The sequence below is a fragment of the Streptomyces sp. NPDC048644 genome (assembly GCF_043199105.1).
Taxonomy (GTDB): domain Bacteria; phylum Actinomycetota; class Actinomycetes; order Streptomycetales; family Streptomycetaceae; genus Streptomyces.
Genome location: NZ_JBICVO010000021.1, coordinates 13,505 through 35,635 on the forward strand (window position 1 = coordinate 13,505; position 22,131 = coordinate 35,635).

At 68.8% G+C, this 22,131-nt stretch carries 14 protein-coding genes and 4 pseudogenes; 6 read left to right on the forward strand and 12 right to left on the reverse strand.

The window, feature by feature from the left end; genetic code table 11:
* Positions 1-423 precede the first annotated feature (423 nt).
* The 4 genes and pseudogenes from ACGFNI_RS32310 to ACGFNI_RS32325 form a co-directional block, all read right to left on the reverse strand.
* Entirely contained in the window at positions 424-612 is a 189-nt protein-coding gene (locus ACGFNI_RS32310) for a hypothetical protein (RefSeq protein ID WP_393688762.1), read from the reverse strand.
* 905 nt (positions 613-1,517) lie between these two features.
* Positions 1,518-1,670 (reverse strand): hypothetical protein, encoded by a 153-nt coding sequence (locus tag ACGFNI_RS32315; protein WP_393688764.1) that lies wholly within the window; start codon positions 1,668-1,670, stop codon positions 1,518-1,520.
* A 145-nt stretch (positions 1,671-1,815) separates the two neighbouring features.
* Positions 1,816-1,929, reverse strand: a pseudogene (locus ACGFNI_RS32320) (translation factor Sua5); the annotation flags it as partial.
* A 354-nt stretch (positions 1,930-2,283) separates the two neighbouring features.
* Positions 2,284-2,610 (reverse strand): MerR family transcriptional regulator, encoded by a 327-nt coding sequence (locus ACGFNI_RS32325; protein ID WP_393688766.1) that lies wholly within the window; start codon positions 2,608-2,610, stop codon positions 2,284-2,286.
* 751 nt (positions 2,611-3,361) lie between these two features.
* Here ACGFNI_RS32325 and ACGFNI_RS32330 point away from each other — a divergent pair.
* A complete protein-coding gene (locus ACGFNI_RS32330; RefSeq protein WP_393688768.1) occupies positions 3,362-3,721 on the forward strand; it encodes a hypothetical protein in 360 nt (119 codons plus the stop codon).
* Between the two features lie 694 nt (positions 3,722-4,415).
* On the opposite strand, the gene ACGFNI_RS32335 is transcribed toward ACGFNI_RS32330, so the two are convergent.
* From ACGFNI_RS32335 to ACGFNI_RS32345, 3 genes are read right to left on the reverse strand one after another with little or no spacing between them, the layout of a single operon-like run.
* Positions 4,416-5,093, reverse strand: a complete 678-nt coding sequence (locus tag ACGFNI_RS32335; protein WP_393688770.1) for a hypothetical protein — start codon at positions 5,091-5,093, stop codon at positions 4,416-4,418.
* 47 nt (positions 5,094-5,140) lie between these two features.
* Positions 5,141-5,773 (reverse strand): hypothetical protein, encoded by a 633-nt coding sequence (locus ACGFNI_RS32340; RefSeq protein WP_393688771.1) that lies wholly within the window; start codon positions 5,771-5,773, stop codon positions 5,141-5,143.
* 9 nt (positions 5,774-5,782) lie between these two features.
* Positions 5,783-7,000, reverse strand: a complete 1,218-nt coding sequence (locus ACGFNI_RS32345) for a putative T7SS-secreted protein (protein ID WP_393688773.1) — start codon at positions 6,998-7,000, stop codon at positions 5,783-5,785.
* Positions 7,001-7,718: 718 nt separating this feature from the next.
* Between ACGFNI_RS32345 and ACGFNI_RS32350 the strand changes: the two genes are divergently transcribed.
* Positions 7,719-8,198, forward strand: coding sequence for a hypothetical protein (locus ACGFNI_RS32350; protein ID WP_393688774.1), 480 nt, complete (start codon positions 7,719-7,721; stop codon positions 8,196-8,198).
* Positions 8,199-8,205: 7 nt separating this feature from the next.
* Positions 8,206-8,412 (forward strand): annotated as a pseudogene (locus ACGFNI_RS32355) (IS1380 family transposase); the annotation flags it as partial.
* Positions 8,413-8,627: 215 nt separating this feature from the next.
* Here ACGFNI_RS32355 and ACGFNI_RS32360 read toward each other — a convergent pair.
* Together ACGFNI_RS32360 and ACGFNI_RS32365 are read right to left on the reverse strand one after the other, a co-directional pair.
* Positions 8,628-10,922 carry a glycoside hydrolase family 95-like protein gene (locus ACGFNI_RS32360; protein ID WP_393688776.1) on the reverse strand — a complete coding sequence of 765 codons (2,295 nt, stop codon included), beginning with the start codon at positions 10,920-10,922 and terminating at the stop codon, positions 8,628-8,630.
* Between the two features lie 63 nt (positions 10,923-10,985).
* A complete protein-coding gene (locus ACGFNI_RS32365) occupies positions 10,986-13,445 on the reverse strand; it encodes an alpha-L-fucosidase (RefSeq protein ID WP_393688778.1) in 2,460 nt (819 codons plus the stop codon).
* Between the two features lie 305 nt (positions 13,446-13,750).
* Here ACGFNI_RS32365 and ACGFNI_RS32370 point away from each other — a divergent pair, with 305 nt between their 5' ends.
* Together ACGFNI_RS32370 and ACGFNI_RS32375 are read left to right on the forward strand one after the other, a co-directional pair.
* Positions 13,751-15,541, forward strand: a complete 1,791-nt coding sequence (locus ACGFNI_RS32370; RefSeq protein WP_393688780.1) for a hypothetical protein — start codon at positions 13,751-13,753, stop codon at positions 15,539-15,541.
* A 134-nt stretch (positions 15,542-15,675) separates the two neighbouring features.
* Positions 15,676-16,962 carry a GDSL-type esterase/lipase family protein gene (locus ACGFNI_RS32375; RefSeq protein WP_393688782.1) on the forward strand — a complete coding sequence of 429 codons (1,287 nt, stop codon included), beginning with the start codon at positions 15,676-15,678 and terminating at the stop codon, positions 16,960-16,962.
* Here the strand turns inward: ACGFNI_RS32375 and ACGFNI_RS32380 are convergent.
* The 3 genes and pseudogenes from ACGFNI_RS32380 to ACGFNI_RS32390 all read right to left on the reverse strand — a co-directional run.
* A pseudogene (locus ACGFNI_RS32380) lies at positions 16,909-17,193 on the reverse strand (hypothetical protein); the annotation flags it as partial. The gene ACGFNI_RS32375 and the pseudogene ACGFNI_RS32380 overlap by 54 nt on opposite strands.
* Entirely contained in the window at positions 17,148-19,577 is a 2,430-nt protein-coding gene (locus ACGFNI_RS32385) for a DUF6531 domain-containing protein (protein WP_393688784.1), read from the reverse strand. The pseudogene ACGFNI_RS32380 and the gene ACGFNI_RS32385, both read right to left, overlap by 46 nt.
* A 30-nt stretch (positions 19,578-19,607) precedes the next feature.
* Positions 19,608-20,333 (reverse strand): WXG100 family type VII secretion target, encoded by a 726-nt coding sequence (locus ACGFNI_RS32390; RefSeq protein ID WP_393688786.1) that lies wholly within the window; start codon positions 20,331-20,333, stop codon positions 19,608-19,610.
* An 837-nt stretch (positions 20,334-21,170) separates the two neighbouring features.
* Here ACGFNI_RS32390 and ACGFNI_RS32395 point away from each other — a divergent pair.
* Positions 21,171-22,069: pseudogene (locus tag ACGFNI_RS32395) on the forward strand (hypothetical protein).
* Positions 22,070-22,131 lie beyond the last annotated feature (62 nt).

Sequence of the window (22,131 nt, forward strand, 5' to 3'; positions counted from 1 at the left end):
TAGGCCAGGGCCTTGGTCGCCCACAACGCAGTGCGTTGCTGAGGTGGCAGCTCGTCGAGCACCCTGTGCACGACGACGCGGTTGTCGACAAGGGTGCTGAAGTCCGTTGCGTCTGCGCCGTCGTAGCGCAGCGGGTCGGCGGTCCGTTTGGCCTCCAGGCGCCGGCGGTCGTCGCGGCGTCGGGCATGCTCCTTCACCTTGGTGCGGATCACTTCGCGCACATAGGCGCGAGGCTGGCGGATGACCGTGGAGGTGCGGTACACGGGGAAGAACGCGTCCTGCACGATGTCCTCGGCCTCAACATCAGACCTGGGTATCTGAGCTCCTTTCAGCAGCTTGCGAGCCAAATCGGTCATTTCCCCCCAGTGGCTGGCGTACAGATCCGTCAGAACCGTCAACTTTTCCCCGGAACCTGTTTCCTCGTCAGCCATCGGCCATCGCCCGCTTCCCACCAACGCCGTTGCCGAGCGCGCGCCTCTCCGGTCCTTGACAGGCGCGGATGATCTCGGCCCTGGCTCTGGCCCTGTTCCGGTACACCATGCTGCCGATCAGCCCCTTGAAGCCGGGGACCAGGGCCACGATCACGGACAGCACCGCACTGGCAAGCTCCACTGCTCTCTCCTCTCAGTCTGCGGCCCACAACGTTCCCGGAGTTGGGAAAGCCCGGCCGTACATGACTTAAGGGGGGGCGTAGCCCTGATTCTCTTGACATCCAGAACCAAGATCTCAACGCACAATGGGCTCTGAACGCCATGTCCTGCGGCCCGCTTCCCCCTGCCGTCGGCGGGCAGCGGGACGGCAGGGAAGCCCCGGACCTGCAGCGCGGTCGCGGCGAGGACCTCGCGCACGCCAGGGGGAGCCATGAAGTCGGGGCCTGCCGCAGCGTCAGACCTGTGCCGAGCCTCGGTGCGACGACGGCGCACTGCTCGACTCCGGCCGGGACTGCCCGCGCTGCGAGGACCGGCAGGCCGATCGCCGTGCCCAGCGCCACGCGGTCGCGGTCGCCGTCGACGCCGCGATGCCCGGGGCCTCCGAGGAGGAGCGCCGTACTGCGACTGACCGGCAGCTGCACGAGACGGTGACGGCCAGGGCGTGGGCCCGTGAGCGTGAGTGGGAGCAGGTGAGGGCCCGGCAAGCCGCCTCGAAAGCCCGCGCCGACGCCGATACCCCGGCCGCGCCGGTCATTCCTGCGCCGCGTCCGGCCGCCGTCGTCCCCGCCCAGGAGCCGGAGACCGCTGTCGTCGACGGCGACCAGGAGCTGGTCCTCGAGGACCTGACCCGTGAGCAGGTTCGAGAATGGCGAGTGCGGGCGATGAAGGACCATCAGGTCGTGTTCGACCACATCGACCGGTACGGCGAGACGTCGGCCAGGCGCCTGTTCAGCAACCAGCTGGTCGGCCAGGCGCAACGCCTCTCCCGGCTCAGGCACCTGGACCTCGGCTACACCGCTTGGGGCAAGCATGAGCAGCGGCGAGGCGTCGGGCCTACGCCGACCTGTCATGACCGACTCCAGCACTTCAGGCGCCGACCTCGCCCGCCGGGCCCTTGCCAGCTGGAAAGCCGCCGCCAAGAAGGCTCCAGCGGCTGGAGCGTCCAAGCCCCGACGGAATCGCCGCGCCCACTACGGCGACGGCCGCGACCCGGTCGGCCTCGGCTCCGTTCTCACTCAACTCGGCGAGGAACGGGAATGGAAGACCGCGGTGGCCGGCGGCTCTGTCATCGACCAGTGGCCCACCCTGTGTCCCGACCTCATCGACAAGGTCGTGCCCGTCCACTTCGACGCCGCCACCGGCCGCCTCGACCTGAAGCCCGCCCGGGGTCCTCGGGGTTGGCGCCCAGACCGTAAGCGGTTTCGGTCGGGAGGGCCGCCAGGCCGCCGGCGCGCAGCGCACCCGTCGCCTTCTCGCTGTCGCTGGTTTTTGCCGTCACCCTCGCAATCCTAGGAGCGCAAAGGGCTCGCGGGCGAAGGCGAGCTTCTGGGCGCACACGGCGTTGGGACGGGAGTCGATCTCGACCACGATGTCGGGCCCTCTGGTAGCCAGATCACCACGTTGAGGTGCGGGCCGCGGCGCCCCGGCACCGGGCCGTTCGCGGCTCGGCCGGGTGCGGGTCGGGGCCGCCGCGGGCCCGACGGCGACGGGCCCGCCTGTCCAACGTACTGTCCGCGGACGGGCCGCTCCTGCCGGGGCCGCCGCATCGTCGGGCAGGCCCCGCCCGCCGGGCGGGGGCGCTCAGGACGTGCCGGAGCAGCGGCCGGCTCGGGCAGGCCGGTCTCGATCGCCGCTACGGGGTGGTGCCGTGGGTGCGCAGTTCCTCGTTGATGCGCTGGGCTTCTTCGAGTTGGTCTTCGAGGATGACGATGCGGCAGGCGGCCTCGACGGCGGTGCCCTGGTCGACGAGTTCGCGGGCGCGGGTGGCGATGCGGAGCTGGTATCGGGAGTAGCGGCGGTGGCCGCCTTCGGAGCGCAGGGGGGTGATCAGGCGGTGCTCGCCCAGGGCGCGGAGGAAGGCGGGGGTGGTGCCGAGCATCTCGGCGGCCCGGCCCATGGTGTAGGCGGGGTAGTCGTCGTCGTCGAACTTGTCGGCGGGGCGGTTACTGCGAGGGGGCATAGACCTCTTCTTTCAGGGACGCGTCGAGGGGCCCGGGTGCCGTACTGGCACCCGGGCCCCGAGCTTTCAACACCATCTACCGGCTGACTGCGCCGGCCTTCTTTTTCCGCTGGTCCGCCTCGGAGGGCGGAGGTGCGGGGATCGCGGTTGCGTGACCGGGGACCACCTTCCAATCCGGGGCCTGCGGTACCCGGGCGGACTTCTTCCTCGCCCGGGCGATCCTGATGGCGCCTGCTCCTTACCTCATTCGGTTACTCGGTTGTACTGCTGGATACCGCGGGTACTGCTCACGGCCCCTGGGGCCGCTCGGCCCGGCAGTCAGCGACAGGACCCAACCACTCCCGGCCCCGTCACTCCACTGCCGTTCCGCCTACTACTGACCTGCTTGCACGGCAGTTCATCTCTGCCGCGCCCTCTTCGACTTCCTGGCTACGAAAGAAACAGTAGCCCCGGAACCCCACCATGTCTACTCTCGCCGCAATAGATTTCTAGCATGACCGGCGATGGGAATTCTGCCGCGCAGTCACCCGGAAGAGTGCCGTCCGGAGTTGAGGACCGGACCAGCGGGCACAAGCAGAGCCCGGCGCCACAACCGAACTGAAGCGGGGTGTGAGCACATGAACGACACGAGAACGACCGACGCGGTCCACCATGAGGCCAGCCGTCAGCAGGCCGTGGACCGTATGCGGCTGGATGGCCCGGACATCGCCAGCCCGCGGTCGGCCGGGCGGTACATCGTGGGCATGCCCATGTGGATGTACGCGGCGGCTCCACCGGCCCGGCCACGGCCACCGCCTCCGCCGGACCCGTCACCGTCACCGCGACGGCTACCGTCTCGCGGGTCGTGTGGGACATGGGCGACGGCGGGACGGTCACCTGCTCCGGGGCCGGCACCCCGTACAAGGCGTCCTACGGCAAGCAGGTGTCGCCGGACTGCGGGCACCTCTACCAGCACACATCGGCGGGGCAGCCGCACGAGCGCTACCCGGTCACCGCCACCGCCACCTGGACCGTCCACTGGACCGGCGCCGGACAGCAGGGCCATCTCGACGACATCACCCGCAAATCCAACGTTGCCACCGAAGTCGGGGAAGCCCAGGCCCTGAACTGAGGGGCACTCCGGCGCTGGGCCGCCGCGAGGCTGCCGCCGCCCGAGGCCGGCCTGCGGGCCCATGCCGAGTACGCCGACCGGGGAACGAGCCGACAGCAGCATCGAAGTCGGTGCGAATGCCGAATGCGGAATGAACCCGCAGGTCAGGCGGATTGTCAGTGGAATCCCATACTGTGTAGGCGAGTTGATGGCCCGGCAGGTTCCGAGCAGGAGGTGGGTTGGTGCAGGAGGTGCTGCTCCGCGCGTTCAAGTACGCACTCGACCCCACCCACGCTCAGGCCCGCAAGGCCGTGGTTGGTCCGTGAGTCCAACGCGGCTAGCCGCGCGCGGGCCCTGCGTGAGGCGTTCAAAGCCGAGGAGACGGCCGTCGGTACTTCGGCGGCTGCGGCTCTGCGGGAGAAGGCAGGGCGGCGGTGCGGTGTGCGGCGGGCCATCGCCTACCTGAGCCGGGAGTACGGGCTGATGGCCGACACCGTCAACGCCGGCGTTGCCAGCGGCCGGTGCTTCTCCCCGACGACCACGGCTACGACTACGAGACCGTCCTCGCCCCATGAACCCGGTGAACAACGTCTCGAAGTCGTCCCCGGCCCCGCGACGCGCGTGTCCGGCCCGGGCTCGGGAGACCCGTCCGCGTCCCCACCGCCAACCCGCCCCTGCGCGGAGGCAGCGGGGCCTCCGGCCCGACCGCGAACTGTTAGCCGAAAGGCGTTGCCGATCTTTCGCTATCAAGATGGGATGCTATGGGATTGGGTTTCGCTGAAGTCAGGCCGGGTGAACTCTCGGGTGCAGGATGGGCGCTTGTGGGTATGGCGAGGCCAGGCTGGTCGAAGGTCATGCTGCGCAGTATTTCCACGATGTCGGAGCAGTACTCGTCCCAGTGGTCTTCGCATGGTGTCGTGAAATTGATGGAAACGAGGCACTGTTCTTCGTTCTCCGGCCCTTGTGGTACAGGGAGGAACGCCTGAATTTCTGCTATGGGGAGAGTCAGGGCTTCATCTGAAGGGGAATTCTCGGCGGGAATGGGGAAGCTGTTCACACCGGAAAGTACTGCTGTGGGGCCGTTGGGGGTGTCCAGCACGCTTCCGGCCCATGAGTCCCCCCTTGCGGCAGTCAGGGAGCGAACTATGCCGTCTGCGGCCACTGCTGCGTCTCCGAACTCAAAAGGCGTGACCGTGACGAGCAAGGTTCCGAGCGATAGTTCGCCGTCGTAGGCTCGGATACAGGTCCCGGCATACAGTGCTCCAGACTTTTCGAGTGCCTGTGATGCCTTGTAGAGATTTCTCGTAAGGTTCCGGAACATCACGGGTTTCGCATCGAGAGATTCCCGGGATATTCGAGTGGTGATTTCTTGTTGCGCTTCTTCGATGGTCACCCCTATAGGGGTCTCCGTGAACCCGGCCGGTATGGTAAATTCCAAGGCTAAATTCCCATCTGGTCGCGATGCGGACCGGGAGGAGGCGGCGAGGGCGGAGGTACGGGAAACTGGGCTGCTTGCTGCCGGCGGAAATCCTCAAGCAGTTGCCGGTTCTTCTGATGCCATTTCCTTGTGTACCGCGGGCCGAGAGCAGCTCCGACCAGGAACAGGACCCCGGCCAGGCAGGAACCCACGACCGCAGGCGCTGTCTCCTGGGCGGCCCACGCCAGCGTGAAGAATCCGGCGGCCGCGATGCAGCACAGGCTGACCAGCTGGGCAGGGTGCCACCCCTCGTAGGCTTTGATGCCCCTCTGCGCACGCGCAGCGCGCTCTGGATGGATCAATGACGGGCCGAAGGGAACCGGCCCTGGCCAGGGCTGAGTAACAGCGCTCCACGTGCCGGCAGCCTGTACGCGAGTCAGCGTGGCCTGCGCGCGCTGCCGGGACGCGGGACTGTCGTCGCGCACGAAGATCAAACGGCGTTGCCCGCGCCCGTACGGCTCGTCGGCGCTGAGTGCATAACCCAATTCTGTGCCGATCCAGGTGATCCGGTCAGCGCGGAGTGATCCGAATCCGGTGAAGACGAGTTTGACGGTGGGGCGTCCATCAAATTCTGCTGCTGCCGTCTCGTCGTTCACGTTTTCCCTTCACTCTCCATCGGCAGCTCGGTCCTTGGCACTGCCCTTTTTCCATGCGTTCTCCAGCCCGATCAACAAGGGACCACCACCGCCAGGGACACCTCCCATCTCAATGGCCTGGCGTCGATCTTTCGGCTTAAAATTCTCGAATACGGAGGGGTCACCGAAAAGACCAGCCCAGGAATCAACGAGCCCGAAGTTGGCGGCGCCGTCGGCCGCACGGCTCTTGAGCATTGCGGTGCCCAATTTTCCGCCGACGCGAGTGGCAGCTCCCAAGGGGATCATGCCCAATCCATCCTGCGCCAGCGTCCGGTTTGAGACGACATCCTCGCCTCCCGCCATACGGGCTGTGCCGTGCAATACAAAAGCCCCCGCCGCGAAACCGGACGATGTCAGCTCCAGTGCCCCACCTACAGGAGCAAGAATCACTTCGGAAGGAGGGAAGACCATGCCAACCGCCGCCAGGCCAACTCCAACAGCACCGACCACAGCGCTGACTGTGGACAGAACATCGCCGACGGCAGCAATGGCGTTGGCGTGGTTCTTCACCCAATCCCATGCCTGGTTGGCCAAAGCTGCCTGGGCCTCAGCGAGGGATTCAATGGCGTCGCCAATTCGGTCCAGCCAGCCCGGTTCGTCGGGAGCCTCTTCTGAAGCCCGACGTATAGCCTCTGCCACCTTCTCAGCGGCCTCATCATGCTGATGCCTGAGCCGTCCCGCATCCTCGATCAGGGAATTGAGAGCGTCGCGGGCTGAATCAAGTTCCTTGACAGCCTTGTTCAACCGTTGTTCTGCGCTGTGCAGTTCTTCATCTGTCTCGAATGTCTGCCCAGCTAGTCCCAGATCCGGATTTCCCTCCGCATCTCGCTGACGGGAACGAGCGGTGACTGCGCGGGCCTCCATATCTGATGCGCGAGACTTCATGGATTCCAGCTTTGCGGACCACTCATTCAATTGGAATCCGCAATCATAAAAACTCTGAGTCGCGGATTCGACCAGTTTCGGAAGGTCCTTCACCCGCATAGAGAACGCGTCAGCGGCAATTCCGCTCCACTCTTCACCTCCACGGGTGATGGACCTCAGAGTCTGCGAGACCGATGCCAACCTTCTGTGTGCATCGAATGATTGGTCTACCAGTGCACGCACCGCTGGTAGATTTCCAGGAGTCGGATCGAATCCTAGCCCCGGATACCCTGCGGCATCGGAAGGTATCTTTCCGCCGCCCATGATTCCCCCTTATCCGAAGGTCGACGATGTCGAACAGGATGATGCCGGCGCCCCAGGGGAATTTGATTCCGAGCTCTTGGAGAAGGCTTGCTGAATCCCCGTCTCGCATGTGCGATATGACTGTGCAGTCGCGTCAATTGAGCCCTTTATGGAATCTGCCAGCTTAGCGATCTGGTCGATTCCGTACTTCCATTTCGACTGAAAGTCTGCGCAAGCTGAATCCAGAGACTCGTGACCGAGCTGACCTGCCGACGCCTGATCCATTTTCTGCGTCACCGTGCGCATGCCGGCAACACTGTCATCAAGCCTCTGCGAAATTCTTCCGAGTTCCTCGATGTCGACTCGGAATGTCCCCGGCAAAGACAAAGCTCCCCCTCTTCTTGCCTATGCCCCCCGGCACGTGCGGATAGTGAGTCTAACAACGGCTGATGCGACGAAGGCGGATCGGGCCTGTTGGCGTATGTGGGGCGGGAGTTGAGAGTTCGGACCCGTGAGTGAGCAGGCCCTGAACCTGCTGCGCGACGCCGAGGGCGTCCTGCGCTTGGAGCCGGTCGGCGAAGTCGGGGGCAGCGAGGACCGGATCCGCTCGCACCTGCCATCTATCCGCTGCTTGCCCCGACGTCTCGGCGTCCGTGTTCTCCGCGGTGCTCAACCTGCTCGCTGGCCCGACTTCTGACCTGGGCCGGGGTCATCCCCGCCGCCGAAGGAGCTGCGCCGGTTGAACGGCTACCGGCGGCTGCGCTTGCCGAAGGTCGGCGAGGTGCGACTGCACGACTCCGGCAAGCGGCTCGGCCGACTTGTCGAGCGCGGGCAGGCCGTCGTGCAGTCCGTGACCGTCTCCCGCAGCGGGCACCGGCGCGCCGGGCCAAGGCCGGTCGCCGGGGTCGCCCGCCTGCACCACGAGGTCGCACTGCGCCAGGACGTCGTCCTGCACGCGGTCGAGTGGCAGCTCGCGACGCGGTTCGCCGAATCCGACATGAGCGCGCACACCGTCGGCTCCGTGCGCTGGCTCGTCGACGACGCCGACGACCTCCCCGCTCGCTTGGAGTCAGCGGTGCGGGAGGAGGCCAACGAGAAGGTGGGCAGCTCCCCGCGCACACGAGTTGGTGTCCGTGCGCACCCGGCGCCTTTCACCCCGACGGCGGCGGGGCCGACGAACTCCGTGACAACCCGGTCCCGCCTCTGGGCCAGCCTGTGACGGGGAAGCCGGTGCACGGTTGCTGGTGGATTTCGCTGAGGTGACCGGTCTGACTGGCGCGTACTCCACTACGCTCAGCCCGCTGCGGCCGCGCGGCACCGGGCACGGCCCGCGCCGGATCGCCACCGATGTCGCGATGCTGTTCGCCGACGGCGGTGAGGCGGTCAGGGATCTGGCCGTACTGCGTGACCAGCGCGAGGTGTTCGGCCCGGTCGGCCGCCGCCGGCCTCATTGACGCCGACCGGCTCCAGCGCACCGGCGACAGCCAGAAAGCCATCCAGCCCGCCATCGATACCGCAGCCCCGGATGTCCGCGGACATGCAGGAGTTGCTGATGTCGCCGGACGCCGCCCAGAAATTGCTCGCGTTCTTCCAACCCGGCTGAACCCTCCCCACCTCCCGGGCCGCGCCCCTTTAGGGAAGACCCCCTTCAGGGAAGACCCCACCCTGGTCGGTTGCCCAGGGACGGAACGTCTCGGGGGCCGGAAGCCGATGAACCCTTCGGTGCGATCACTGCCGTGGCCCCGCGCGGGAGCCGGATCGTGATGCGGCCGGGGGCGGTCTCCCGCCAGGACAGCGGGCGACCCCGGTCGTCGCGTACCGACAGCTCGCCGCGCAGACCGTGCTCCAGCGTCAGCGGCGCCCCGGCCTCGCTGTGCACGCGGATCCAGCGCGGCACACCGCCCGCGCGGTCTGCGTCCACGAGGAACGCGCCCTGGGCGCGCAGGGATGCGAACGACGCGTCCGGCCAGCGCTTCGACACGGACGGGAAGACCTTGAGCACTCCGTCGTGGCTCTGCACCGCCATGTCCAGCATCGACTGGGCCGCTGCCAGCGGGCTTTCCAGAGCGAAGTTCTTGCCCTCGCGGTACATGGTGTTCGCGGTCATCGCGCAGTCCGCGACGACCTTCAGGTCCGTGAAGAAGGTCAGGAAGTCCAGAGCCTTCTCCGGCTCGTTCATGACCGCGTACATGGACGAGGCCGTGGCGTAGCTGTAGCCGTGCCACAGCTGCTGCATCGAGACCCAGTGCGCCATGCTGCGCGCCATGACGTCGCGGTCGGCGGCGCGGTCCCAGACGCGTTCGCGCAGCGGGTACAGCCACAGCAGATGCGAGTGGTGACGGTGCGAGTCGGCAAGCGGGACGTCCTTGCCGATCATGACGCCGGCCTTGGGGTCCTCGGCGTACGGGGTCAGCCGGGCCGCGATGTCCCGCCAGAGCGGCTCCTTGGGGTGGTTCGTGCGCAGGATGCGGGCCGTCTGTAGGAGCGTGCGGGCGCCCCAGCGGATCAGGGACAGGTCGTAGGTGCAGTCGGCGGCGTTCGCGTACTCGGGGGAGCGGGTCGGAGGCAGGTGGAGCTTTCCGTCCGGGCCCTCGTGGAGGAAGTGGGCGTAGAAGGTGATCGCGTTCGTGAGGATCGGGAAGAGCGTGTCGCGGAGTATGGACGTGTCGAGGCTGTGGGTGTACGCCTGCCAGACGTTGTGCATGGCCCAGGTCAGATTGCCGAAGTTGTCGGAGACGTGGTTGCTGCCGGGGGCGCCCACGTCGTACGTGTCACCCGCTCTGAGCTGCCAGTCAGAGGGGTGGCCGAGGGCGTAGCTCTCGCCGTCGCGGTACGCCGCCGGGACCGATGTGGGCAGGTTCTTCTCGTACTTGGCGAATGTGCTGGTCACCGAGTCGAGTTCGGGATGGTTCGAGCCGTGGATCGGGGCCATGCCGATCTGGACGTTCAGGTTCCACCACACGGCGGTCCAGCTGTTGCCGATCTCAGGGAACCACGGGCCCCATTCGGAGATCGTCGGGCCGCCCGCACGCGTGGCCGCGGCGAGTTTGTAGAGCTGGTTGACGTAGAAGGCCTGCAGACGCTTGTCGGGGACCGAGAAGAAGCTGCGGTGGTGGAAGCCGTGCCACCAACGGCGGTGGCGGGCGACCTGGTCGTCCAGGTCGGTGGTCAGGGCGCGGTCGACCTGGGCGCGTGCGGCGTCCGTGGTCTTCGCCACGTCGCCGGACGCGGCGTAGGCGACGTGCGCGGCCAGCAACCTGCTGGTGCCCGCGCGCCGTTCGCGCCAGGCGGTCGTCCAGCCGCCGCCCGCGAGGAGAGGCTGCTGGACCTGGCCGGTGGTGACCTTCGGGTCGGGGTTCGGGGTGTACTCGGGCGGCTTGCCGGAGGTGCGGGTGGTGGCGGCCGGCAGCCACTGGAACGTCCAGGCCGCGGCCTCCTCGGCCTGGCTGGGCCGGGTCGAGACGAGGAGGGTGCTCGTGTCGTTGTGGACGAGGGCGCTGAGGTGGAGGCTGCCCCGGGTGGTGGTGACCGTGCCGCGGAGTTCGGCGTCGTACGGGTCGAGGGTCCAGTCGACGGCCGTGATGTCACCGGCGAGCGTGAGGGTGAAGTAGCCGATGGGCAGGCGGGAGTAGCCGATGCCGCCGCGCCACTGGCCGCGATGGTCCTGGACCTCGGTGTGGCTGAGCATCAGTTTGAGGGTGTTGGCGGTGCCGCCCTTGTAGAGCTGGGCGCCGAGTCGGCCGTTGGCGAGGAACGGTGCGTCCTGCCAACCGGTGGGCAGGCGAAGCCAGTTCATCGCCGCGGCGCGGGCCGTCGACTCGTACGGGTCCGGGGTGCGCGACCGGGCCGCTGGAGCGGCCCATGCCGCGGGGGAGGCAACCGTCCACGTGGCTGTTGTCGCCACTGTCGCGGCGATGAAGTGACGGCGGTCGAGGCGGGGCATTCGGGCCCTTTCGTTACGGTCGAGGACATGGCAGGCGGCGGTTACTGGACACTGCACCGCTGCTCAGCGGGTCCACGCCACCTTGAACACCCACACGTGCTCGCCCGCCTTGCGTGCCGCCTTGGGGACGTCGATCACCAGCGCGTCCCCGGTGGTGCGCCAGGTCAGCGGGCGCCGGTACCCCAGCATCGTCACCTTGTCCCCGGCCCGTATCGGTACCGGTGCCTCGACGGTGAGCTGGGCGCCGGGCTCGGCCAGGGAGTGGATGTAGAAGGCGTCGTTCGGCCGGACGGTGAAGCGCAGATCTTCGCCGAGCTGCGCCATGCGGGACCAGTAGGTCGTCTCGTAGATCGCCTCGCCGTTGACCTCGAGCCACCGGCCGGTCTCGCGCAGCCGGGTCTGCATGATCTCGGGAATGGTGCCGTCCGCCCGCGGTCCGATGTCCAGGAGGAAGTTGCCGTTCTTGGAGACGATGTCGACGAGATGGTGCACGACCTCTTCGGTGGTCATGTACTGGTCGTCGGGGGTCTGCGCGTTGTAGCCGTAGCTGTGGGGGTCGAGGCCGCGGCTGGACTCCCACTTGGCGACGACCGTGTTCTCGTATGTCTTGTACTCGGGTGTCGTGAAGTCGTGGAACGGGATGCCCGCGCGGTTGTTGACGGCGACCTCGCGCGGCTTCGGCCGGTTCTTGCCGTGGTTGAAGTACTCGGACAGGACGTTCAGGCTGTCGTTCGGGCCGCCGATGTCGCACCAGAGCAGCTCGGGGTCGTAGCCGCCCTGGATCAGCTCCAGCATCTGCTTGGCCTGGTAGTCCTTCACGAAGTCCTTGCCGGAGGTGTATCCGGTGTACGGCACGGGCTCCAGGGTGTAGGGATTACGCGGCGGGTAGAGCTCGCCCTTCCACGGCATGTCCGGGTTGAACCACTCGGGCATCGAGAAGTACAGGGCGCGGTGCAGTTCGGGCGTGTAGCGGCGCGACGCGTCGAACAGCTCCTTGATCAGGTCCCGCTTCGGGCCCATCTTCACGGAGTTGCGGTCGGAGACCTTGGTGTCCCAGAGGGCGAAGCCCTCGTGGTGCTTGGACGTCAGGACGTGGTAGCGGGCACCCGCGTCGCGGAACAGTTCCACCCATGCGCGCGGGTCGAACCTCTTCGCCGTGAACATCGGGATGAAGTCGTCGTACGCGAAGTCCTCGCCGTAGGTGTCGCGGTGGTGGGCGTGGGTGGGGTTGTCCCTGTCCTGCATGTGGCGCCAGTACCACTCGGCGTACTGCTTGCCGACGGGCGCCCAGGCGGGCACCGAGTAGACGCCCCAGTGGATGAAGATGCCGAACTTTGCGCCGTGGAACCAGTGGGGCGCCTGATGCGTCGCCAGCGAGTCCGCGGTCGGCCGGTAGTCGGGCACCCCGAGCGTCAGGCTTCGGCAGGTGTCGGCCACCGTCCGGCCACCCCCCTTGGCGACGATCCGGCCCTTCTGCTGCGTGCCGGGCGGAACCCCGACGCGATTGCGGATGCCGATCCGGACCCTGGCCTGCTCGCCGGGGTCGAGGCGGGTGACGGGGGTGGCGCTCACGGTGCGGGCGCCGGGGACGTCGACGGCGATGGATACCGCGTCGGCTAACAGCAGGGTGACCGTGCCCGCGTTGACCACCGTCGCCTCGACGCTCTGGGCGCCGTTCGACTCCAGGAGCGAGACGGTGGAGCGGGCGTCGCGCAGCGTCAACGCCCGGCCCTGTGCCACGGGTTGGAGGGTGAGCGCGAAGAGGTGCAGCGAGGTCTTGTTCGGCTCGGGCCTGCTGGTGGTCGGCAGGGTGATTGCCACGGCCTCGCGGCGCGGGTCGAGCCACAGCTCGGCCACGCCGATGCCTACGGGGTGCTGGTCCTTCGTGCCGTCCGGCTGGTAGCGGTAGGCGGCCGTGAGGCCGGCGGCGCCCGCGTACCAGTCGGGCCCGCCGAGGTCCGCGGTGGTGGTGGATCCGTCGGCGTAGTGCACGGTGGCCTCGCCCACGGCGGAGCCGTAGCTGCCCGCGGCGAGGAAGAACGCCGAGAGATAGCGGCCCTTGGGCAGGTCCACGCGCTGGCCGAGGGCGACGACGTTGTTCTTGGCGCCGTCCGCGGAGGACGGGAAGTCGTAGGGGACGCCGTCGACCGTGATGCGTCCGGCGGGAAGCTCCTCACCGGGGAAGGTGTGCCCGGCCCCGTCGAAGTTCCCGCCACCCGCGGCGGCGGTGTCGATGCCGTCGTTGTCGAACCACCGCTCCAGGGAGACGGGGACGGGCGCGGGTGCGGTGCCCCAGTGGCCGGCTTCTCCTTCGGGCTCGCTCCGTTCCGGGAGGGCGGACGCGGACGCGGGGGCGGCGTGAGCCGCAGACCCCGGGATGAGAGTGGCTCCTACGGCCGCCCCTGCCGTTGCTCCGATGAATCCGAGTGCCTGACGTCTGGGGAGCCCGGCCGCAGAGGCGATAGAGGTCCCAGAGGTCCCAAAAGTCCCGCAACGCTTAGAAAGTTCAGGATGCTCGGTCATGACATCCGATGATTGAAGCGTGTTGAGGACCTGTCAATACTCTGCAACCGTGTCTATTTCCGGCACACCAAGGATCGTGGCCTCTCATACCTCCGAGCTTTCATGGCGGTGTGTGCGGGCAGCGTGGCGGTAGGCATGCGCACCCCCAGTCATCGGATCTATCGCCCCTGCTCATGACGCCAATTCGGACTCAACGGCCATACGAGCAGCAGAGGTTGGCAGGTACGTCCCTCTTGCTGGAAGCGCGATCCATGCATTACACCGATGTCTAGCCACCGGTCATCGGATGACTCAAGGGAGTCCCCATGGACGACGACGGGCACCTGCACGCCGACCGACGGATGATCTTACGCAGCGGGGCAGCTGCCCTGACCGGACTCGCGATCGCCCGACCTGCCGCCGCGACCACCTCCGTGAGCGCCTCCGCGGCCGGCGGGCGCCGACTGCCGTTCCTGCTCGACATGGCGCAGAGCAACCCGGGCGAGCCACCTGTCAAGAGCCGCTTCGACGACCCCCGCCTGCTGGCCGACTACGGCTACGACGGGCAGGTCGTCAACGAGTTCCGTCCGCCGCACACCGCCGTCACCTTCGACTCCGTCGACCCGCGGATCTTCCCGCCCGGTTCCGACGGCCGCGCCTGGGTCGAGGCCACCGCCCGCCATATCGACGCACGCATCTCCCGCGCCCACGCCGCCGGCCTCGCCGCGTACTACTTCACCGACATCATCATGCTGCCCAAGCACCTCGTGGAGCTGTACGGCGACCGGATCCTCGACGGCTCGGGCCGCATTGACCTCGCCAGACCGTTCACCCAGCAGGTCCACCGCCTGATGCTCAGGGAGGTCTTCGCCCGTTTCCCCGGGCTGGACGGACTCGTCGTCCGCACGGGCGAGACCTACCTGCAGAACGTCCCGCACCACACCGGCAACAATCCCGTACTGCACGGTGCCGACAGCCACTTGACGCTGCTGGGCATCCTGCGCGACGAGGTCTGCGAACGCGCCGGCAAGCGCGTGTTCTACCGCACCTGGTCCACCGGCGACGACAGACTCACCGCCGACCCCGACTACTACCGCAGCGTCACCGACCAGGTGCCGGTCCACGACAATCTGCTGTTCTCCATCAAACACACCTCACGTGACTTCTGGCGCACGGTCCCCTTCAACCCCACCATCGGCGTCGGCCGCCACCGTCAGATCGTCGAGGTCCAGTGCCAGCGCGAGTACGAGGGCAAGGGCGCGTGCCCTGACTATGTGCTCGACGGTGTCATCAACGGCTTCGAGGAGTTCCGCGCCGCCCCGGGCCCCACCGGCCTCGCCCACGTCGCCGCCAACCCGATCGTCTCGGGAGTCTGGACCTGGTCTCGCGGGGGCGGCTGGCGCGGCCCCTACCTCGGCAACGAGCTGTGGTGCGACCTCAACACCTGGGTCGCGGCCCGCTGGACCCGCGACACCGGCCGCACGGAGGCCGACGTCTTCGCCGAGTACGCCGCCCGCGTCGGCCTGCGCGGCGCCGCCGTCGACCGTTTCCGTCGCCTCGCCCTGCTCTCCGCCGCGGCCACCCTGCGCGGCCACTACAGCAGCGTGTTCTCCCTCTCCCGTCTCACCTGGACCCGTGATCAGTTCCTCGGCGGCTCCGACAAGGACCTCACGGCCGATTTCGTACGGATCCATGCCGCCGGGCTCGTCGAGCCGGTCCTGGAGGAGAAGGCGCGCGCCGCCCACGCCTGGGCCCAGATCACCCACCTCGCCGACACGATTCCCCTGAGCGACCCGGACGACCGCGCCTACCTCCGCGTCTCCACCCGCTACGGCCGGTGCCTGTACGACGTCATCCACCACGGATGGCAGGTCATGCTCCGCGGCTTCGTGGGCGACACCACCGGCGCCTACGACACCCGCGCCATGGCCCGCCACCTGCACGCCTACGACGCCGCCTGGGCACGCTGGCACGACCTCGCCCGCGACCCCGTCTGCGCCACCCTCTACCAGCCGCTGGGCTTCGGAGCCAAGAACGCCGACGGGCTCTACGACGCCGACCCGAACCACGGTATGAAGCCGTCCGTGGACCGCTACCGGGCCTTGCTCGGGGCGTAGGGCTTGCCGGCAGCAGCACCGGCTACTACCGCCACTGCCTGCCACCGCTGTCCGCCCGCCGCCGTCCTGCCGCGGGGCGAGGACACCCCGGCCGGACCGGGCCCGGCCCGTCCCCGACCTCCATGGGAGTACCCGTGATCCGTCGCCTGCCCGCCCTCCGCGCCCATACCTGGGCCGCCCTCCTGAGCGCAGCCCCTCTCACCGTGCTCGCCGTCGGCGGCGGCCCCGCCACCGGAGTGCCGGCGCCGCCGCCGAGGCAGCACTGGGTCGGCGGTTGGGCGGCGGCCGCCGGGCCGCCCGGCACCACCGGCCCCTCCGCCACCGGCTTCACCGACCGCACCCTCCGCCTCGTCGTCCACGTGGGTGCGGGCGGCACCGCGCTGCGCATCCGGCTCTCCAACGAGTACGGCGCCACCCCGCTCGACATCGACGCCGCCACCGTCGCCAATCGCCGCGCCGGCGCGGCCGCCGTCCCGGGAACCCGACACACCGTCACCTTCGGCGGCCGCACCGCCACCACCGTCCCGGCCGGTGCCCGCACCGTCAGCGACCCCGTCGGCCTGCCCACCGAGCCCGACACCGACGTGCTCGTCAGTCTGCACCTGCCCGGCCCGAACGGCCCCACCACGTACCACGGTTGGGCCAAGCAGACCAGCTACGTCTCCACCGCGGGCGACCACACCGCCGACGACACGGCCGGCGCCTACCCGACGACCACCACCTCCTGGTTCTACCTCCAGGGCGTCGACCTCGCCACGCGCGACGCCGACGGCACCGTCGTCGCCTTCGGAGACTCCCTCACCGAGGGCGGGCTCACCGCCAACGACTCCAACCGCCGCTGGACGGACGACCTCGCCCGCCGCCTGGTGAAGCTGCCGCCCGGCCACCGCCCCACCGTCGTCAACGCCGGCATCGGCGGCAACCGCATCCTCACACCGGGCGGCTACAACGCATCCGGCAGCATCAACCTCGGCGACAGCGCCGAGGCACGCTTCGGCCGCGACGCACTGGAACAGCCCGGCGCCCGCGCCGTCATCTTCCTCGAGGGCACCAACGACCTCGGCGGTCTGCACGGCCCCCACCCGGGCGAGCAGTTGACCGCCGCGCAACTCACCGCCGGGATCTCCGCCCTCGCCGCCCGGGCACACGCCGCCGGCCTGCGCTTCCACTGCGGCACCCTCACACCCAACGGCAAGCTCAGCGACCTCGGCGAGAAGATCCGCGAACAGGTCAACACCTGGCTGCGTAGCACGCCCACATGCGACGGCGTGATCGACTTCGACCACACGTTGCGCGACCCCGCCGACCCGCACCACCTGCTGCCCGCCTACGACGCCGGTGACGGCGTGCACCCCACGGACGCCGGTCTACAGGCCATGGCCGACACCGTTGACCTCCGCCTGCTCGCCGCCCAAGGCTGAGCAGAGCGCAACGGGTTGCCGCGTGAGCTGGTTCGTCGCCGGCCGGCCCCTGTCCTGCCTGGTGGAACAGTTCCTCACAGGTCGAGAAGGGCAGGTGGCCTCCCAGGCTGCCTCGATCATCCGGAAGATCTCGTCCACCGCGGCTTCCGGATCGGCGGCCTCACGGGCCAGCGAATGGGCGTCGATCACGAATCTCGCGAGCGTCCGGCTCGCCGTTGCGGTCCGTGACAGTTCGGCCGCCGGTCATCCGGCGACCGCCTGCTCGCCGTGGGCGGCGGTGAACCGGGCCAGCAGCCACGCCGGATCGTTGAGGGCGTCGAACCGGCCCGGATCGCGGGCCGCCTCGCCTTCCCGTCGCCGACCGGCATGCCCCAGACGGTGGTGCGCAGCCGCCAGGTGATCTGCCCGTCAGGGGTGATCAGCTCCGTCGGGGCGCCCGAGAGAGCGGTGACCACGGTGTGGAAGTCACGGCGGCCCCCGGCGCTGACGACGGTCTGGGTGAGTGGCCGGTGGGTGCCGGAGTGGTAGTCCCATGCGGTAGCGGTGCCGTCCGACGTCACCTGCTCCGCGAGCCGGGTGCCGTCCCAGACGAAACGGGTCTCCTCGGCCGCAGTCCCGTCACCGTCGAGGCGGCGCTTGACGGTGCGCCGGCCCGTCGCGTCGTACTCGTACGTCCAGTGCGTGCCGTCGGCCAGCACGGCGTCGGTGAGCTGGTCCGCGGTGTTCCACGTGAAGCGGGCAGTGCGGGTCTGGCCGTTGAGGAGTCGTGTGGTGCGGCGCACCAGCCGGCCGTCCTCGTCGTAGGCGTAGGTGTGACGTCCGCACCGTTGGAGGCGGTTGCCGGCGAAGGTGCGCTCCGAGCCGGCTGTCTCGTCCCCCGGGGCCTCAGCGTGGGTGAGGTTGCCGGCGCTGTCGTAGGCGTACGTCTCGCTCCAGTCCTGGGCGCGCACGGCGGTGACCCGGCCGTCCGGGTCGAGCTCGAAGCGCCGCGTGCCGCCCGCCGAGTCCGTGATGCCGCTGAGGTGGCCATCGGCGCGGTAGGTGTAGGCGCGCTGCTGGAGGGTGCCGGCACCTAGGGTGACGGCCTGGGAACTGAGCCGGCCCGCGATATCCCACTCCTGGGACAGCACGAGGCCGGGGCCGATGAGCCGCCGCACCTCCCGGTCGGCGTCGTCGAAGGTGAAGCTCACCCGGTCGCCCCCGACGTCGAGGGCTTCCGGCCGCCCCGCGGCGTCGTACGACCACGTGGAGAGCACCCCGCTCGGGGTGCGCCGGCTGGTGCGCTGTCCCAGCGCGTCGTAGGTCCAGCTCGTGGTGCGGCCGTTGACGTCCTCGGAGAGCTTGCGGCCGAGGACATCGTAGGTCTGGGTGACAGTGGTGGTGTCGTTGGCGGACCGCAGCAGGCAGCCGGCCGGGTCGCGCACGAAGGTGGCGATGCCGTCGGCCGAGTGCTCCTCGATGGTGCGGCCCAGCTCATCGCGGACGAACACCGTGGTGCAGCCGGCGGCGTTGGTGCGGGCGGCCAGTTCACCGGTGGGGTCGGGACGATACTCCACGGTCCGGCCCTGGAAGTCGCTCTCCCGGACGAGGCGGCCGACCTCGTTGTACGCGTAGTCCCATGTGTGGCCGAGCGCGTCGGTGACCGCGGCGAGGCGGCCGTCGTCGTAGCTGTAGCGTCGCAGGACCGTGCCGGCGTCGCCGTCCTCGGTACCGAGGAGGCGGAGTGCCACGACGCGGTCGCCGTCGGTGTCGACAGCGATGCGGTACCCGCCGCTGTGCCGGATCTCGAAGGGGGTGCCATCGTCATCGCGCCAGATGTCGACCCGGTGGCCGTTGCGGTCGGATAATGCCTCGAGGGGGAGGGTGACCCGGCCGGCCGCAGCCTCCGCCGGGGTCACGGAGGCCGGCAGGAAGTGCAGGGTGTGCCCGGTGCCGCGGTCGGTGACCTGGATCTCGCCAGCCGGTGTCCCGTCCCAGCGCAGCTCCCGGCGGGGGCCGTGGTGGGGAAGGGCTGGCGTGTCCGGGGCGGGCACGTCGTACGAGAGCAGCATGCCGTCGTCGGCGGTGGCGAGGACGAGACCCCGCTCGTCGGCCTCCAGGCGCTGGTCGAGGGTGGAGGCCCAGGAACTGCCGAACCACTGACCGCAGCGGTAGGACGACAGGTGGGTGCGCTCGATGACGAGATCGAGCAGGCCGGGCAGGCGTACGTCGGTCTCGGTGAGGACCATCTCACCCGACACCAGGTCGATGGGGTCGCCGCCCTTGCAGCGACCGCCCGCGGGCTTGGACGATCCCACCCCGTCCCGGTTCGCTCCGTCCCGCAGGGAGTCGTCGGAGTTCGGCCGACCGGATCCGGGGCCCTTCGAGGGGCCCTTGGGGCCCCGCCCTCCGGCCCGGCCGACGGGTGTGGTGTCGGGGTCGAGGCAGAGGCATGGGGGGCTTGGGGGTGTCACCGTGCCGACCCTTGAGGATGTCGTCCATTGCAGACGCTTGTTTGGCGTCGGATTCGGTGTGGTTCTTGGCCACCTGCCGCAGGCGGTCGCCGGTGTCGTGGTAGAGGTTCTTGACGGCCTTCCCGGCGTCGTCGCCCAGTGTCCTGCCGAGCCGCCGGGCACCGTCCTCCAACGCCTTGACAATACGGTTCGTCACGCGAAGCTCACCCCGCTCAACTTGCTCTTGAATTCCGCGGCGTGCGCCTCCATCGTCTCGGCATGCTTGGTCAGCGCCTGCGAACGCGCGTGCAGCTCCTCGGGGTGGACGGAGAAGCTCTGCCCCGCGCCCGCTCCGGCGGGGACACCGAGAGCCTTGGCAGTGTTCTCGAAGACAAGCCCGCTCACCGCATTGCCGACCACCTCGACGAGCGGGGTGATGGCGGCCTCGATCACCTGGCCGACGACGTACTGCTCCAGCTGCTGTTCCAGATAGCTCGTCGCCTTGCGGGCCGCCGCGATGATGCCGGCCTCCGCGATCTCGGCGAGGCCGAAGGTGACGGCCGCTGCGGCCTGGTCCGCGATGAACGTCACGGCGAGCACCACCAGTTCGGCGATGGCAGCACCCTTCATGGTCACAATCACACCGGCCGCGGCCTCCAGGGCGGTCGCCACCGTGTGGCACGCGGTCACCAGCTCGTTCATGTGACTGGACGACATCTGGCCCCACTTGGCCATGAGGGCATCGTAGGAGGCGCCCTGATAGATCTCGGACAACTGTTCCACCGACGAGGTGGCATCCTGATGGCTCTGCTGGACTTTGCCAGCGAAATCCCTTACGTGCTCAGCGAATTCGCGAACCTTGTCCTCATTGACATCCGGCCAGTGGACGCCGATGAAGTCGAGAAGCGACACCACCGCGTCGGGTAGCTCTAATGCCACCGGCCCTCCCAGATGAGATCTCGTCGGTTCCGTTGGTGCAACGCAGTGCCGCCGATTAAAGGCCAGGCAATCTGAGGGCCAGTTTTCCCCTGCGCCGCAGAGGAACGCGGTGCCGAGTGCCAGCAGCGGCCCGCACCAGCAGGAAGCCGGGAGCGGGCGTTGCGCCGGCTCCGCTATTGCCCGCCACTGCGGGGGCGAGCACCGGCTGAGCAAGTCTCCACTGCGCCGTCCCGGGCTTCTGGCGCTGCGCCCGCTGCACTGCCCGCGGGGCCTGACGCCAGCACCTGAGCAGGTAGCCGAGAACCATCCCGAGGACGAGCGCGAGCACGATGAACATCGTTCCACGGAGGCAGTCCCAAAGGCGCGACACCCCGCAATCCGCCCGAGCAGGCCCAGTCGGCACGCCTCGTGAGCGCACCGGGGACTGACGGGTCTCGAAGCTGCATTCCCTGTGCATGACTGCTCTCGGCGCACCGCGAATGGTCCGGAAATCGCTGGACTCTGTCCACAGGCCACCGCTTCCAAATTCGGTTCAACAGCAGGTACTTCGCCGTCCTGCTGGAGACCTGCGACCGGATGCGGACCGCGAGCGAGCTGGCCCGCCGCTGGCCGGCGCACCGCAACCCCGACCGGGACGGCGCCCTGGAACATCGCCGACTGGAGGAGGCGGCCCTCGCCCACGACGCCGACACCGCAGCCCAGGTCCTGACCCAGCACCTCACCCAGACCGCGGCCGGACTGACCGACTGCCCCACCACGAACCCACGAACGAACCCTGATGCGCCCTGTATGCCTGGCCGCACGACCGCACCTGATCACCGAAACCGGAGCCACAGCATGACCACCTTCGAGGCGAGCGCGGGCCGCCACTGCCACAACGCCGTCAGCCCTCTGCACGCATCCGTGTACTTCGCGCCGGAGCCGGAGGACGAACTCGCGGCACTCGGGCTGGAGCACGGAGCCATGATCTACCTCGCGAGCCGCGCGGCACCCCTTGGGGCCGTCGACGCGGGCACCGTCACAGCGACGTTCTACAACTTCAACCACGAGCATGTGCAGCGGTACATCCCGGCCGCGTGGACCGTCACCACACCGGAGGAGGCGCTCACGGCGCGGCTGCGCAGCGCGGACCGAACGTTGCAGCGCCTGCTCGGGAAGGAGGCCCTCACGTCCACGAAATTGACCGAGGCGGCCGAACTGGCGCTGCACGCCACCGAAGCCTGCCGCCGGGAGGCAAGGCCGCTGTACGCCGCCAACGCCGACCGCCCGTAGCCGAAGAACCGCACCTGGCCCTGTGGCACGCTGCGACGCTGTTGCGCGAGCACCGGGGTGACGGTCACCTCGCCGTCCTGGCGATAGTCGGTCTGTCCGGCATCGAGGCGCTGGTCCTGCACAACGCCACCGGCACGGCACCGACATCAGCACTGTTCATGCGGACCCGCGGGTGGTCCGCGCAGCAATGGGACGCCGCCCGGGGCCAGTTGCGTGAGCGCGGCCTGCTGGGCGAGGCAGGCACCCTCACGCAGGCGACACGGCCCTGCGCGGGCGAGACCGAGGCGCTCACCGACCGCCTCGATGCCGCCCCGTACGACCACCTCGGCCCGGCCGCCACTGCACGCCTCACCGAACTGGCCGGCGGCTTCTCCGGAACCCTCAGGGCAGCGGGCGCCTTCCCCGCCGGTGCACTTCGGCAAGGGCTGAGGGCCGGGGCCGGGAACCCGGCGTCCTCTCAGTAGTTACGGTCAGGTGGCATGCAGCGCTACGTGACGTTCAGCTCTGCGGTTGCTGGGGGTTGAGG